Annotated in this window: 13 protein-coding genes; 9 read left to right on the top strand and 4 right to left on the bottom strand. The window is 39.8% G+C overall.

The features are described 5' to 3' along the window. Nucleotides 1-46: 46 nt before the first annotated feature. The 8 genes from NO991_RS09515 (at nucleotide 47) to NO991_RS09480 (ending at nucleotide 8187) form a co-directional block, all read left to right on the top strand. Nucleotides 47-1153, top strand: a complete 1107-nt coding sequence (locus NO991_RS09515) for a phosphoribosylaminoimidazolesuccinocarboxamide synthase (protein ID WP_300546251.1) — start codon at nucleotides 47-49, stop codon at nucleotides 1151-1153. A gap of 356 nt (nucleotides 1154-1509) precedes the next feature. Beyond that, nucleotides 1510-2163: a methylamine utilization protein gene (locus tag NO991_RS09510; protein ID WP_300362887.1), complete on the top strand. Its 654-nt coding sequence runs from the start codon at nucleotides 1510-1512 to the stop codon at nucleotides 2161-2163. Then, the gene (locus tag NO991_RS09505; protein WP_294410994.1) at nucleotides 2156-4471 is read left to right on the top strand and encodes an EAL domain-containing protein; all 2316 of its coding nucleotides are present in this window, start codon (nucleotides 2156-2158) and stop codon (nucleotides 4469-4471) included. The genes NO991_RS09510 and NO991_RS09505 overlap by 8 nt, the downstream gene beginning before the upstream one ends. Then, nucleotides 4458-5291 (top strand): DUF3034 family protein, encoded by an 834-nt coding sequence (locus NO991_RS09500; RefSeq protein ID WP_194441945.1) that lies wholly within the window; start codon nucleotides 4458-4460, stop codon nucleotides 5289-5291. Before NO991_RS09505 ends, NO991_RS09500 begins: the two co-directional genes overlap by 14 nt. After that, entirely contained in the window at nucleotides 5291-5710 is a 420-nt protein-coding gene (locus NO991_RS09495) for a group 1 truncated hemoglobin (protein WP_300419320.1), read from the top strand. Before NO991_RS09500 ends, NO991_RS09495 begins: the two co-directional genes overlap by 1 nt. A gap of 121 nt (nucleotides 5711-5831) precedes the next feature. Then, nucleotides 5832-6896 carry a CDP-glycerol glycerophosphotransferase family protein gene (locus NO991_RS09490; RefSeq protein ID WP_300419328.1) on the top strand — a complete coding sequence of 355 codons (1065 nt, stop codon included), beginning with the start codon at nucleotides 5832-5834 and terminating at the stop codon, nucleotides 6894-6896. 29 nt (nucleotides 6897-6925) lie between these two features. Next, on the top strand, nucleotides 6926-7348 hold the full coding sequence (locus NO991_RS09485) for an adenylyltransferase/cytidyltransferase family protein (protein ID WP_058585869.1): 423 nt from the start codon (nucleotides 6926-6928) through the stop codon (nucleotides 7346-7348). Further along, complete coding sequence (locus NO991_RS09480; protein WP_371351958.1) at nucleotides 7348-8187, top strand: sulfurtransferase; 840 nt, start codon at nucleotides 7348-7350, stop codon at nucleotides 8185-8187. Before NO991_RS09485 ends, NO991_RS09480 begins: the two co-directional genes overlap by 1 nt. Here the strand turns inward: NO991_RS09480 and NO991_RS09475 are convergent. The 3 genes from NO991_RS09475 to NO991_RS09465 all read right to left on the bottom strand — a co-directional run bounded on the left by NO991_RS09475 (nucleotide 8162) and on the right by NO991_RS09465 (nucleotide 12754). Beyond that, nucleotides 8162-9700 carry a sulfotransferase gene (locus tag NO991_RS09475; RefSeq protein WP_371351957.1) on the bottom strand — a complete coding sequence of 513 codons (1539 nt, stop codon included), beginning with the start codon at nucleotides 9698-9700 and terminating at the stop codon, nucleotides 8162-8164. The two genes, NO991_RS09480 and NO991_RS09475, sit on opposite strands and share 26 nt — an antisense overlap. 83 nt (nucleotides 9701-9783) lie before the next feature. Next, nucleotides 9784-12216 carry a TonB-dependent receptor gene (locus tag NO991_RS09470; protein ID WP_371351956.1) on the bottom strand — a complete coding sequence of 811 codons (2433 nt, stop codon included), beginning with the start codon at nucleotides 12214-12216 and terminating at the stop codon, nucleotides 9784-9786. A 181-nt stretch (nucleotides 12217-12397) separates the two neighbouring features. Next, nucleotides 12398-12754 (bottom strand): DUF5522 domain-containing protein, encoded by a 357-nt coding sequence (locus tag NO991_RS09465; protein WP_175082473.1) that lies wholly within the window; start codon nucleotides 12752-12754, stop codon nucleotides 12398-12400. Nucleotides 12755-12797: 43 nt separating this feature from the next. On the opposite strand from NO991_RS09465, the gene NO991_RS09460 reads away from it, so the two are divergent. Further along, nucleotides 12798-13121, top strand: coding sequence for a hypothetical protein (locus NO991_RS09460; protein WP_300362568.1), 324 nt, complete (start codon nucleotides 12798-12800; stop codon nucleotides 13119-13121). Between the two features lie 40 nt (nucleotides 13122-13161). Here NO991_RS09460 and NO991_RS09455 read toward each other — a convergent pair whose 3' ends face one another. Beyond that, on the bottom strand, nucleotides 13162-14130 hold the full coding sequence (locus tag NO991_RS09455; protein ID WP_138619101.1) for a class 1 fructose-bisphosphatase: 969 nt from the start codon (nucleotides 14128-14130) through the stop codon (nucleotides 13162-13164). Nucleotides 14131-14256: the final 126 nt, after the last annotated feature.

The following is a 14256-nucleotide window of genomic DNA, read 5'->3' as shown; positions in this document are numbered from 1 at the left end:
CCATACATGTGCTCACAAGAGCATGCCAAATACTATCGGAGATAGCATGACTAGCTATAAAGTTTTAGACGTAAACGATGATTTACCGATCCGTACTAAAGGTGCGGTACACAGTGGTAAAGTGCGTTCAGTTTATTGGTTAACTGATGAAGACAGCGCTCGTTTAATTAATGAAAAAGGTTATCAAGTACCAAAAGGAACTGAGCTAGCTATTATGGTTATTTCTGACCGTATTTCTGCGTTTGATTGTATTTGGCAAGGTGAAAACGGTTTAAATGGTGTGCCTGGTAAAGGCATCGCGCTAAACTCTGTGGCATCTCATTGGTTTAAGTTATTTGATAAAGCAGGCCTTGCTGGTAACCATATTGTTGATATTCCACACCCTTATGTATGGATTGTGCGTAAAGCAAGCACTGTGAAAGTTGAAGCCATTGCTCGCCAATATATTACTGGCAGTATGTGGCGTGACTACGCGAAAGGTACACGTAGTTTCTGTGGTATTGATTTACCAGAGGGACTCGCTGCGAACCAAAAGCTAGATGAAGTGTTAATTACGCCATCAACGAAAGGCATTATTACCGGTGTTGCTGACATTCCTGAAGTAGATGATGTGAACATTACCCGTGAAAATATTATGAATAACTTAGCTGTTTTTAACTTCAAATCTGAAGATGATGTCACTAAATATGAGCAATTACTTGTTGAAGGCTTTAAGCTGATCAGTGATGAACTTGCACTGCTTGATCAAATCTTTGTCGATACTAAATTTGAATTTGGTTATGTTGAAGACATTGATGGTTCAGATAAGCTTATCTATATCGATGAAGTAGGTACACCAGACTCATCACGTATCTGGGATGGCGCAGCTTATCGTGACGGTAAAATCATTGAAAACTCAAAAGAGGGTTTCCGCCAGTTATTAATTAATAACGTGCCAGACAGCGACGTGTTATTAAATAAAGACCGTATGGGCGAGCGTGAGCAGCTTGCTAAAGACTACACCTTGCCAGAATCAGTGATGCTTGAAGTGTCTGATACCTACGTTGGCATTGCGAGTAAAATTATTGGTCAAGAAATCACTATTCCTAGTGACCCAAGAAATGAAGTAATCGCAATTTTAGATAGTGATTACGGCTTAATTAAGCACGATTAATAGGCATTTACTAATTTTATTCATAGCTAAAATGCTATTTTTAAAGCCAAGCTGTCACAAATAACATTGCTTGGCTTTTTATTACCTTCTGTACTCATTTCTGAATGATGTATAAGGTAATTAAACGGGATAAACATGATCCCAATAGTCTCCACCTTTCTGACATTACAGATTAATTGATAACGAAAGTAATACTAAGCAAAGTTATTACTGTAACTAATTCACTAAGTTTTAAGTTTTTCGTCAATACTTTCTTGCCTAAAACCGGTCTCTATCAATGAAATGATTAGGTATAACTTAACAATAGATTAATCTATACTGAATTGTGAACTAAGAGCGGAACTAATTAATTAATTATGTTGATGTTTGCGAATTTTTTTAGCCGGGTATGTTACGTTGCTTTGTTATTAGGCTCAACGAATGTACTTTCAGCGGACTTTTCCTTTGTTGTACGCGATCAATTTGGAGAGCCATTAAAAGATGCTGTTATTGAGTTTAAGGATCAGCAGTTAAATCACCAAGATAACTTATCAGTTGCCGTCATGGACCAGGTTGATAAGCACTTTACTCCTAAAGTACTTGTTATTCAAAACGGGCAATTAGTTGACTTCCCAAATAGTGATAATATTCGCCATCATGTGTACTCATTCTCGACTGTAAAGCAATTTGACATCAAACTTTACTCTGGTCGGCCTGAAAAACCCGAAAAATTTGAATCACCTGGGATTGTTGTTCTAGGTTGCAATATCCATGATTCAATGGTCGGATACATTTATGTTGCAGATAGTTCAGAAGTGCTAAAAACGAGCGTAGATGGAAGAGTTCAATTAAATGTGAGTACATTTCCTGTTAGCTTTACGGTATGGCAACCAAACCAACAGAGTGATATCGATCAGAAAAAAACAATTACATTTGCTGATTCTTCGCAGGTTGCAGATATTGTCATTACTACAATAGAGCCGAAACCACGAAATACATTTGGAGAAATGTTTAAGGGTACTAATGATTAATAGTTTAAGAGGGCGAGTTATTGCCTTATGTGTTGGTCTTGTTCTGTTAACAAGCTTAGTCAGCCTAGTTAGTTCTTGGTGGTCTGCGAATCGTTTTAATGACCAAAAGCTTCTAGAAGATATTAATGTTGCTGAGAATGTTTTTAACCAGTATTTAAGTGCGAAAGAGAGCCTTCTTCTAACTGCAGCAAAAGTGTTAACAGCAGATTTCGGTTTTAAACAAGCTGTCGCAACTCAAGACGCCGATACTATCAGCAGTGTCTTAAATAATCATAGTAGGCGGATTAATGCTGATTTAATGATGCTCATAAACTTATCTGGGGAGCTCGTTTCTGCTAATACGGATTTCGCTCACATGCCAAATGAGTTTACGGCATTAATGAAGCAGTTATTAGATAACCCTGAGCAGTCAAATTTCATTGTTATCGAGCAGACTCTTTATCAAGTTATTATATTGCCAGTTCGCGCACCGAGAACAGTTGCATATAGTTTGGTTGGTTTTGAAATCACAGATCTAGTTGCCGAAGAGTTAAAAAAACTTACAACTATGGATGTGAGTTTTATCGGAGAGGATGATGATGTCGTTGAAACCTCTCTTGTTGATAAGCCAGAAGATAATGCAGTACTTAGGCATTTTGAAAATAAATCTACACAGCGAATTTTTGGGGAAAAGCCAGTTTATCGTAATCGCCTTGTTGAGCTACCTTCGGTTTCTGGGCATAAAGTATCAGTGCTACTAAGTGCCGATTTAACTCGAAGTTATCTTGAATTTGAGCAGCTCTTTTTTACTATTATTTCATTAGCAGCTATCACAGTTGTGATTGGCGTTTTAGCTAGTGGGATTTTGGCTAAAAACCTTACCACACCGCTTTCTAAACTTACTTTACTTGCTCAGCAATTCGCGCGGGGTAACTACAAAGCTGAATTTATAGGAAAAAAACAAAGTACTGAAATTACGACGTTAGTTGATGCATTCAATAATATGGGTAATGACATTAAAGAACGTGAACGACAAATCAACTTTCAAGCAAGTCATGATACGTTAACAGGGTTTTTAACACGCAGTGCCATGTTGGAAATTATGGAATCGCTATTAGGGCAAGGCACTGAATATACTTTAGTTGCTATAGATATAAGAGGTTTGCGGCATATCAATGACAAACTTGGCCCTCGTATTGGAGATGATTGTTTAAGAGAAGTTGCTGAACGTATTAGTGAGTATTCTGAGCCGCTTGGTGGAGTCAATGCACGCATAGGTGGAGATGAGTTTTTAACCTTATTTCCAAGTGGAAAAGCAGAGCAATTAAAAAGTGGAGTCATGGATTTAATGGCTCAGCTACAAGTCGGTTACACTATTCAAGGCTTGAATATTACCTTGCGATTTAGCGCTGGTGTAGTTCATTGTACCTTTGAGGGAGTTAAGCCCGATGATCTAATGCGCCGAGTTTTAATCGCAATTGATACAGCTTCGTCAAAAAAGAAGAATGTTCATTATTATCAAAACGGTGAAGATGAAGAGTATCTGGAACGGTTGGCAATTATTGATGAATTAAAACATGCATTACAAGCAGACGATGGCCAATTGTTTATGACTTATCAACCAAAGCTAAATTTAAACACCTCTAAGATCGATAAAGTGGAAGCGCTGATCCGTTGGCAAAGAAAGGATGGGCAGTGGGTATCACCGGAGCTATTTATTGATTTAGCGGAGCAGTCAGGTGTTATTGTTGATTTGACTGCTTGGGTAGTTAAAACAGTTGTCACTCAAGTCGCAAGGTGGCAAGAACAAGGCATTATTATGCAAGCCGCTATCAATGTTTCGGCTCAAGATATTGCCTTCCCAAGCTTTTTCTCTCATTTGGCAAAACAATTAAAAGAGAATGATGTTAATGGACAGCTTATTACAATAGAGCTGACAGAACGCGACATGATAGAAAATGAAGAACAAGGTATTAAAGCATTAGAAAACCTAAAATCACTTGGGGTAAAAATATCGCTAGATGATTATGGTGTTGGGCAAACTTCATTGGGTCGCTTGAAATTACTACCTATCGATGAACTTAAGTTAGATAAATGCTTTATTCTTCAATTGGAGCAATCTAAACAAGATCAGTATATTGTTGAGTCAACAGTAAACTTAGGTCATCAGCTAGGTTTCTCTGTCGTTGCAGAAGGTGTTGAAAATAAAGCTTCTTTAGACTTTTTGAAACTAATGAAGTGCGATTATGCGCAAGGGTATTACTTGAGCAGGCCACTAAAATCAGAGCAGTTTTTACAATGGCTAGAGGTCTATAATGAAGCATCTTAATTGGCTATTTGGACTAACTTTCATTGTTTTTACAAGTTCAGGGTTTGCAGCTTCAGGTAAATTATTAGCAACGCCCGGAGTCTCTCAGGTTGAAGGCAGTGCGGGTGGTGGGATTGTTCCATGGGCTCAGCTCGCAGGCTATGCAAGTGATGATGAAATCGCTTTGAATGGCTTTTGCAGTCGTGCAAATGTGAGTGATTACCGCTTAGATGTTTGTGGTGCGCAGCTAAATGTTTATGATCGCGTTGAATTTAGTTATGCGGAGCAACGTTTCGAAGTTCCCGCATTAAATACCGATATTGAGCAATCAATTACCGGGGCAAAAGTACGCTTATATGGTGACATTGTTTATAGTAAATGGCCGCAATTAAGTTTAGGTGTGCAGCATAAGTCTTTAGATGATGGCAGTATTGCTAGTTTATTAGGTGCAAAAGATACCAGCGGTACCGATATTTACCTTGCTGCTAGTAAATTACATTTAGGGGCGCTTGCTGGGTATAATTGGTTTTGGAACACCACCTTTCGTTATAGCGATGCTAATCAACTAGGTTTGTTAGGTTTTGGCGGTCCTGATAGTGATAAAAAATTGTTGTTTGAAGCATCTACAGCGGTGTTTTTAACCCATGAAATAGCTTTGGGCGTTGAGTATCGGGTAAAGTCCAATAACCTTGGTTTAGGAGAGCAAGATTGGCAGGATGTATTTGTGGCTTGGTTTCCTAATAAGTATGTTAGCATCACCGCTGCTTGGTTAGACTTAGGAAGTATTGCTGGTGCTGAAGACCAAACTGGTTGGTACTTATCAGTAACAGGGTATTGGTGATGATAAAAACACTTTTTACATTTGTATTTACCGTTATGCTTGTGGGTTGTGTAAGTAGCAATAATGGCACCTTATACCAGCAACTTAATGGTAAACAAGGGGTTGAAAAATTGGTTGAAAGTTTTATCAATCAAATAGGCCATGACGAACGGATTTTAGCTTATTTTAAACAAAGCAATGTTGCGCATTTTCGCCAAGGCTTTATCACTCATTTGTGTAGTGTCACCGACGGTCCTTGTGAATACAAAGGCGATAACATGGTTGATATACACACTGGAATGAATATCTCCAAAAAAGACTTTAACCGTGTTGTAGAGCTTTTGATTAACGCTATGGACGAACAACAGATCCCACAAACAGTACAAAATAAAATTCTTAGTCGCTTAGCACCCCTTCGCCCTGAGGTAATTGATATTTAGTTTATACAAACTTGGAATGTAAGCTGAAAGAATTAAGTAATTTATGTACAATAGCTTTTTTAAACGTTTTTCGTTTAATTGCTGTCACCTCATAAAAAATAATAAAGATTGTTTAGCCTTTATGAATATAATTTTCGATACCCAAAGCCTTTACTACCTGCCGCAATATATTCCAGTATACAAAAAACTACTTACTATAGGTATAACTGGTCGATTTGTTTTTTATCGCAATAGCCATGAGCAAATAATCCAGCAAATCATAGATGATAATGAACTAGATCATATTTGGGTAGAAAATCAAAGTCAAGCTATTGAATATTATGAAAATAAATGTGCAGATTGGGTGTTTTTTGCAAACTCATTTATGTTTTTGGACCGTTTACATAAAGTGTCTAAAAGCGCGCAGTTAGGACATGGCATTGGACCTAAATCTAGCTATTACACTAAATCCTCACAAGCCATGACAGTTAGGTTTGTTGAGGGGCAGTATCGACTTGAGCGTTTACAAAATATGTACCCAGATGATTGTTTTGTTGATGTGGGGTTTTGTAAACTTGATGATATTTTTAATCAAGTGCCTCTTGATGGAGCTTTAGAACTAACTAAGTTTGATAAAAGTAAAAAGACGATTCTCTATGCTCCTACATTCTATCCAAGTAGTATCGAACGCTTTCCAAAAAACTGGCCAGAGCAATTTTCTGAATTTAACATTCTGATCAAACCTCACTATTTCTCAATATGTAAAAGCCGCTATCAAAAGCAACGTGATTTATTAGAGCATTGGTCAAACTACGATAATGTTTATCTTGCTCGGGTTGAGGACTATTCACTATTACCATTTTTAGATCAGTCTGACTTACTTATTAGTGATGCATCTTCCGCTCTTTTTGAATTTGCTTTACTTAATAAACCTGTAATTTGGTGCGATTTCTTGAAGTTGCGTTGGAGCTACAGAGGTATCTTCTCTTATCGTTTTAAACGTCGTATGGATCAAGACTACGGTGAATATGCCAATATTGCTGTACATGCAAAAAACTATAAAGATTTACACAATCTTGTTGTTGAGCAGCTTGAAAATCCTGAATCCTTGGCTGAGACAAGGCTAGACCTTGCTGAAAAACTTGCGGGTAAACTCGATGGCAAAGCAAGTGAACGAATCGTCAATTACTTAGTCGAAAACAATTAAGTTATAAAGAATACACACTGGAAAAATTAATGAAGAAGATAGGTTACACGACAGGTGTTTTTGATTTATTTCACATAGGTCATTTAAACATTTTAAAACGAGCAAAATTAGAATGTGATTACTTAATTGTTGGTGTAACTACCGATGAACTTTGTCGTAATGTAAAAAATAAAGAGCCCGTCATCCCTTTTCAAGAGCGAATGGAAATTGTTGAAGCAGTTAAATTTGTGGATGAAGTTGTTCCGCAGGTTAATTACGACAAAGAAGAAGCTTGGAACAATTTGAAATTTGATAAAATGTTTGTGGGAGATGATTGGAAAGGAACTGAAAAGTGGAACAAAATTGAAGCAGATTTTGCAAAACTTAATGTTGAGATTTGCTATTTTTCTTACACATCTCACACATCAAGCACAAAGCTGCGCGAAGTGCTTGATAAGATAAGTAAAAGCTAATGAAGAACATCGTCTCGCCAGAATGGCTTAACGAGCATTTAAACCAAGATAACTTGGTTATCTTCGATGCAGGAATGGTGCGCCCTGGTCTTCCGGGTGAGTATGCACCTAAGGCTATGCTGCCTAATGCACAGCGTTTTGATTTCAAAAAGACGCTGGCAGATAACAGTAATCCTGTACCAAGTATGATGTGCAGTAGCGAGCAGTTCACAGAACATATGCAGCTTGCAGGGGTTAACCAAGACTCTCTGGTTGTGATTTATGAAGACCAAGGCTTATTCAGTTCAGCGCGTGCGTGGTGGATGTTTAAAGCCATGGGCTTTGATAATGTAAAAGTGTTAAGTGGCGGTTTAGCTAAGTGGCAAGCACTTGGCTTTGCAACACAAGCAAGCTATTCAGCTGCTACTGGTCAAGGCAATTTTGTTGCCAGCCCACGTGCTGATTACTTTATTAGTGCTGAGCAAGTACTTAACTCACTTGACGAACAAAGCACACTAACACTCGATGCTCGCCCTTATGAGCGCTTTACCGGTGAACACGCTGAGCCGCGCGAAGGTATGCGCAGTGGTCATATTCCAAATAGTCGCAGTTTATCTCTAGCAACAGTGCTAAATAACGGTGAGCTTAAACAGCTTAGCGAGTTGCAGGCATTATTTGAACAACACATAGCGCCGCATCACACCCAGTTGCAGTTTAGCTGTGGTTCAGGTGTAACCGCTTGTGCAATTGCATTATGTGCCGATGAATGTGGTTACACTAACTTACGTGTTTACGATGGCTCATGGAGTGAGTGGGGCGCTCGTCACGAGCTACCTATTGAAATAGGCCCGCATCAATAAACTCAGCGTAATTTTGCCAGCTGCCGATACTGTTTTTATTCAGTGGCTGGCGAATTTGCTTTTTACTCGCCGTGGCTGATGCTGCATTGTTTTTATAAAAAGTCAGGCAGTTTTCCTGCCAGCTTAAATCACAAAACGCATAGAGCTTCTGAGTTTGTTCGGTAGGCTCTACCACCAATTGCTCATAGCTTTGCAAAAAAACGTTTTCAGGATACTTGTTGGCAAAATGACTGACTAATGCCGAGTAATCTTGATGGAACGAGGCAATATCTTCAAGTGCAAAGCTGTAGTGATGAAACACACTTTGCGGGTTATACATCTGCCTAAAATTGGCAATGCTGCAATCTTGCCAGCCCCGCTGCATACAAACGATTTTCGCATTAGGAAAAGCCGCTAAAATAAAATCAATATAGTAAAAGTTAAATGGCTGTTTATCACAACTTCTTAGGCCGCCACTTAGTAGCTCAGCTCTTTGTTGATAGCTAGCCAGTGCTGTTTTTATTGCCTCAGATTCATATGCTTTATCGAGCATTTCGCTGTCTATTACACGATCTGATTGCGTGGCGTGTTGTATGAGTTGCGCAATATCATTTAACTCCCCAATCCCTTGCAGTTGTGTACTTTGATTAAGGATTTTTTCAACTAAGGTTGTGCCAGAGCGGGGCATGCCAACAACAAAAACGGGTGAGAACTCAGAGTCAGTACTTGCTGGTGCTTGATGTTTGCTTTGAGTAATGAGCTTTTGACAAAAGTGGTGGTGTTGGCTTGCTTGATAGTTAAGTTTACCGGCTATCGCTTGCTTACTTAGTGCAAAGTATTTAAATGCATTTTTGTAGTCATTAAGGTGCTCATAATTAAGAGCAATACTATGAAAATACACTTGCTGTTCAACAGTGCTTTTTTCTTTATCCGCCAAGGCTTGTAGTTTTTGGATATGTTGCTCTGCATCTGTAACAGTATTGAGTTCAGCCTGAGAATAGTGGGCTTGATAAAAGTTAGGTTGCTTAGTGGTTAGTTGCTGAAGCAAGCTTTTAGCTTCATCGAACAGTCCGTGAATTTTATAACACACCGCCAAATTATAGCTAATTTGTGGGTTATCTTTATTGCGCTGGTAGGCTGCTTGTTGAAAGCTAAGAGCGTCGTCATAATGCCCTAAACGGGTCGCAATGTTGGCTAATGTATCAAAGTCTGCGCCACTAAAGTCAGCTGTTTGTATAGCGCTTTGATAATGCACAGCTGCATTACTTACTTTGCCTAACAGTACGTATAACTTGGCAAGTGCTAAATGATAAACTGCAAAAGGGGCTAGGCTTAGTGCTTTTTCAAGGAGCTTAATCGCTTTGGTGATATCGCCAGCTGCGGTGTTGACTTCGCTAAGCAAAAAGTAACAAACGTGGTCTTCAGGATTTTGTTTTAGGCGCTGCACAAGTAGGTGATGTGCATCGTTTAGTTGTTTGTTGCTTAACAACTGTTGGATATGAGCGCGAAGCGCTTGTTGGGTATCATTTAGCATAAGCGCATAGTATATCAATTAATTATTTTCAGGTATTAAAAAGCCCTGCCTAAAGGCGGCAAGGCTTTTATAGGTATGTTTAATTATAGCTCAAAGTTGTAGCTAAACTTCATACCGATAGTACGAGGCGCTGTGGTGTAGTGACCATAAACACGCTGTAGCTCAGGTAGTTCTTTGTTAAGCTCAGCATATTGCGACATACCAGCCCAAGACTTATCACGACGTACAGAAGTGAATGCATACTTATCGAATAAGTTGTCTACATAAAGCGTTGCAGACCACATATCGCCAGTAATTTTGGCAGATAAGTTGCTTAGTGCATAACCAGGTAATACTTCGCCGTCTGCTTTTAAGCCTACTTTGGTGATCACATCGCTTTGCGCTGTGATACCGTAGTTTACGCTTAATAACTTATCACCTAAGACATCTTGCTCGTAACGAAGACCAAACGAGAACTGATGCTCAGGAGCGCCCGGTAAACGGTCGCCTTTAGCACCATCATAGTAGCTTTGGTACTGTGCTAAGTCATCGCCTAACACACCAAATAAGTAAGGTGCATCTTCGGTCAATTCAGCCTTTGCATACGCGTATGTCGCATATGCAGCCCAATTATCACCAATCATTGCGCGAGTAGAAAGTTCAACACCTTTCGAATTAGCAGAGCCTGCGTTCGAGGTAATTAGCTCTTGGCCATTTACTGTACTGCTACCTACTTGCGCATCTTTCCAATCAACATTAAATAGCGCTGCATTGAAGTGTAGGCGGTTACGTAACCATGATGACTTAAAGCCTAGCTCGTAGTTGACAGTTGTATCTGGTTTGTAATCTTCTTCGTTTGGCAGGGCACAAACAATTTGTTGCTCAGGTAATACATCAGGGCAAGGAGCAATACCGTTACCACCACCAATACGGAAACCTTCACTCACGGTAAAGTAAGCAAGTACACCATTATCGAATGTATAGTTAGCGTTAAACTTAAATAAGTTACCGTTATCGCTAGCGCTCACATTTTCCATAACAAGGTTATCTAGTGAATCAAAATCACCAGAATAAAGCGGTGTTGCAGAGCCTGATGTTGTTGATACATCGTATTCGTAAAAACGTGCACCTAGAGTTACATCAAGCTGATCTGTAATGCTGTAGCCGATTTCACCAAAAAGTGCTTTTTCAGTGGTTTCGCTATCTGAAATTAGAATGTACTCAAGGTCTTGTTCAACATTAGGGATACCGCCACCCCAATATTCAGTCAGACCTGGCGTGTACTCACGGTCATCTGAGTGACTTTCTAATTTGTTATAGAAGCCACCTACGATCCAGTTAAAAGCGCTACTACTATTTGAAACTAAACGAAGTTCTTGCGTGAAGGTATCGCGCTCAGAGGTGTCGTGTGTGTAGCCAACGAATGAAGGGAAGTCGGCATAACCTGACCAAATATCGTAAAGTAGATCGGTTTGGTCGCGCTGACCAGATTGCTCATAGCTAGACCAACCAGATGCCGATACCAACTCAGCAAAACCAAGATCCGCTTTAATCTCTAAGCTTAATAAATCGTTTTCTTCTTCGCCTGGCTCAAGTACACGGGCAACGTTTTCGTACTTTCCTGGGATACCTTGTAGCGCACTGCTATCAGCAAGTGAGCCGTATTGCGATGTTGAGTTACCGCCATTTTCTTGTTTTTGATAGAAGTAGTTAAGCGTTGCATCTACATCTTCGGTTGCAAGCCAACGCAGTGATAAACGTGCTGTGGTGATTTGCTCATCGTTAACATCGCTTACGCTTTTTAAGTTGGCATTTACATCGCTGCTGTCAGAAAAGTCAGGATTCGGATTTGATACACCTGGCTCTTGAACCACGTGCGTGTAGTCAATGTAACCCGGGTTATCGTAATAATTTAAGCTAGCGCGAAGCGCTAGTTTTTCTTCAATTAGCGGGGTGTTGAATACCACGCCAAACTCACCGCCTGTGCCGTCACTTTCGTTAATGCTAAATACATCACCTGTTACCTGACCTTCTGTTAAATCTAGATCGGGTTGCTTAAGCAAATAACGGATCGCACCGCCTAAAGTCCCTGCGCCATACAGTGTACCTTGTGGGCCAATTAGCACTTCAACACGGTCAACATCAGTTAAACGTAAGTCGATGCTAAGTGGAATTTCACCAACATAAGTGGCCACTGTGCCACTATCAGAAATACGGTCAGAGGTATTTGTGTTTAAACCACGAACGATGATCGGAGAACCTTCACGACCACCTTGATCAGAAATTGTTAAGCCAGGTACCCAGCGCGCGACATCTTCAAGGTCACCAATGTTTTGATCGCTAATTACATCGCCGTTTAGCGCTGTAATGTTCAGTGGCGCATCTTGCACTGAGCCTGCACGTCGTGTTGCAGTGATTTGAATAGTTTCAATTGATTTATCAACTTCGATAGCATCTTCAGCTGCAAACGCCATATTGCTATTGAATAAAACCGCAGAAATTGCACTTGCAAGTAGAGCAGGCTTAAAGGTGTTCATGATTGATTCCGATTTAGTTACAGTAAATTTATGCTTAAAAAATAGACGTTATTAATAGTTTAAGCTTAAAAATGATTAATTTAGTGAATTTATATCCAATTATAATGTATTTTTATTCTTTTCGTCCATGCAATATTTGCAATTAAATGCAAACTAATTGAATAAATACTCTACTTGGGTATTAGTTATCGGAATAAGGACAGTGAGTGCAGCCATTACTGCAGCAATGGCCGCGTTTTAAAAAGAACCAGCGGCTAAATACCATGTAATTGTTTTGCATGGTGTAATCAAGATTTTCTATTAAATTTCCTTGAGAAAAATAAGGCTTAGCAAAGGCAAGCTGTTGTTCAAGAGGCTGTTGGTAAAGTTTAGATAAAAATGAATTTATCTTTTTTATAGTACAGTCTCGGCATAAACACTCTGTTGCTGCCTCATCGAGTGGTAAAATGTTGGGCAGCTCATTACACCAACAGGCATTAATATTGTCGGCTTGGCAGTTAAGCGTTGCTTTGCATTGTGAGCAAGTAAGGGTTGTCATTAAGTAAAAAGATGCTTTGAGATTGAAAAGGTAAGCATAGCAAATGGATAAATTAGACGCATTAGATGAGTTTGCCCGCTTTGGTGATAACCGATATGAGGCAATCTCAGTAATTACCAGTACTCCAGACACGCAAGGTGGTATCTATACTCTGACGCAAGATGTTTTCTGCCAGGTTTTACAGCGTGTTATAGACGGCGAAATAGATATCGATGAATTAGAACTTTGGGCAAACGTAGTAGAGTCTAGGCAAGACATCGACGAAAGTGCCGTTGAAGGGGCTATTTATGCGCTAAGTAATAACGAGCAAATGGGTGAGTTGAGTACAAGTACGCTAAAGAAGTTATTAGCAGTGACTTTAGGCTGAAAGAATTTTATACCTTTCAGCCTAAGGCATTTACTGCTTGTTATTTATGGTAGCTTAAACAGGTTTCTACTTCGTTCTTCGAACCTAAGATCACCGCCACACGTTGGTGAATAGCGTCAGGTTGAATGTCCATGATGCGCTCAGTGCCTGTAGAAGCTATGCCGCCAGCTTGTTCGATTAACATTGCCATTGGGTTTGCTTCGTATAATAAACGTAATTTGTTTGGTTTATTTGGATCTTTCGTGTCGGTTGGGTAAGTAAAAATACCACCACGACATAATACACGGTGCACATCACCCACCATTGCAGCAATCCAGCGCATGTTGAAGTTACGACCACGTGGGCCTGTGTCACCAGCAATTAAGTCATTGATGTAATTTTGCATCGCCGGTTGCCAATGGCGTTGGTTTGAAGCATTGATAGCAAATTCGCTGGTCTCTTCAGGTACGCTTGCAAAATCTTGTGTTAATAAGAAGGTACCGTGCGTTTTATCTAAGGTGAAAAAGCGTGTGCCCTTGCCGGTTGTTAACGCCAGCACGGTTGATGGGCCATATAATACATAACCCGCTGCAACTTGGTTTTTACCCGGTTGCATAAAAATACTAGGATCAGCTGGATCTGAACCTTCAGGCGCCGCCATAATTGAGAAAATCGTACCAACGAGTGAGTTGATATCAGTATTTGATGAGCCATCAAGTGGGTCGAATGCAACAATGTAGTTGGCATCTGGATTACCCGCAACGGTGAAGTCTTCTTCTTCAGAGGCAATGGCTTTTACGTAGCCCGATTCTAATAAAATATCTTTTAAAAGTTGGTTAGTTAGAACATCGAGTTTTTTCTGAGTTTCACCCTGAATGTTTTCGTCTAGGGTTGAGCCTAATACGCCAGATAGGGCGCCTTGACCAACACGAAATGAAATTTCTTTACATGCCGCAAGTACCGTTCTGATCAATGAGATCAGTTCACGAGGGCAACCATCTTCTAACAATACCGGTGGGAGTCTACGCATTCTATTTTCCTGATAACGTTGTAGCCAGACATTTTTAGTGTGAGAGAGAATGTCTTAGCAAGCGCTGAATTTCGTCTTAAATAGCTGATTTTTATAAACGGTACTTTATACTGCTTAATACCTATA

This window comes from Pseudoalteromonas sp. DY56-GL22 (assembly GCF_041414715.1).
GTDB lineage: Bacteria > Pseudomonadota > Gammaproteobacteria > Enterobacterales > Alteromonadaceae > Pseudoalteromonas > Pseudoalteromonas simplex.
This window is presented reverse-complemented; position numbering and strand designations above follow the sequence as displayed.

Bases quoted from the DNA above. Each gene is read 5' to 3' on its own strand.
- NO991_RS09515 (WP_300546251.1), top strand. From the start codon at position 47: ATGACTAGCTATAAAGTTTTAGACGTAAACGATGATTTACCGATCCGT.
- NO991_RS09510 (WP_300362887.1), top strand. From the start codon at position 1,510: ATGTTGATGTTTGCGAATTTTTTTAGCCGGGTATGTTACGTTGCTTTG.
- NO991_RS09505 (WP_294410994.1), top strand. From the start codon at position 2,156: ATGATTAATAGTTTAAGAGGGCGAGTTATTGCCTTATGTGTTGGTCTT.
- NO991_RS09500 (WP_194441945.1), top strand. From the start codon at position 4,458: ATGAAGCATCTTAATTGGCTATTTGGACTAACTTTCATTGTTTTTACA.
- NO991_RS09495 (WP_300419320.1), top strand. From the start codon at position 5,291: ATGATAAAAACACTTTTTACATTTGTATTTACCGTTATGCTTGTGGGT.
- NO991_RS09490 (WP_300419328.1), top strand. From the start codon at position 5,832: ATGAATATAATTTTCGATACCCAAAGCCTTTACTACCTGCCGCAATAT.
- NO991_RS09485 (WP_058585869.1), top strand. From the start codon at position 6,926: ATGAAGAAGATAGGTTACACGACAGGTGTTTTTGATTTATTTCACATA.
- NO991_RS09480 (WP_371351958.1), top strand. From the start codon at position 7,348: ATGAAGAACATCGTCTCGCCAGAATGGCTTAACGAGCATTTAAACCAA.
- NO991_RS09475 (WP_371351957.1), bottom strand. From the start codon at position 9,700: ATGCTAAATGATACCCAACAAGCGCTTCGCGCTCATATCCAACAGTTG.
- NO991_RS09470 (WP_371351956.1), bottom strand. From the start codon at position 12,216: ATGAACACCTTTAAGCCTGCTCTACTTGCAAGTGCAATTTCTGCGGTT.
- NO991_RS09465 (WP_175082473.1), bottom strand. From the start codon at position 12,754: ATGACAACCCTTACTTGCTCACAATGCAAAGCAACGCTTAACTGCCAA.
- NO991_RS09460 (WP_300362568.1), top strand. From the start codon at position 12,798: ATGGATAAATTAGACGCATTAGATGAGTTTGCCCGCTTTGGTGATAAC.
- NO991_RS09455 (WP_138619101.1), bottom strand. From the start codon at position 14,130: ATGCGTAGACTCCCACCGGTATTGTTAGAAGATGGTTGCCCTCGTGAA.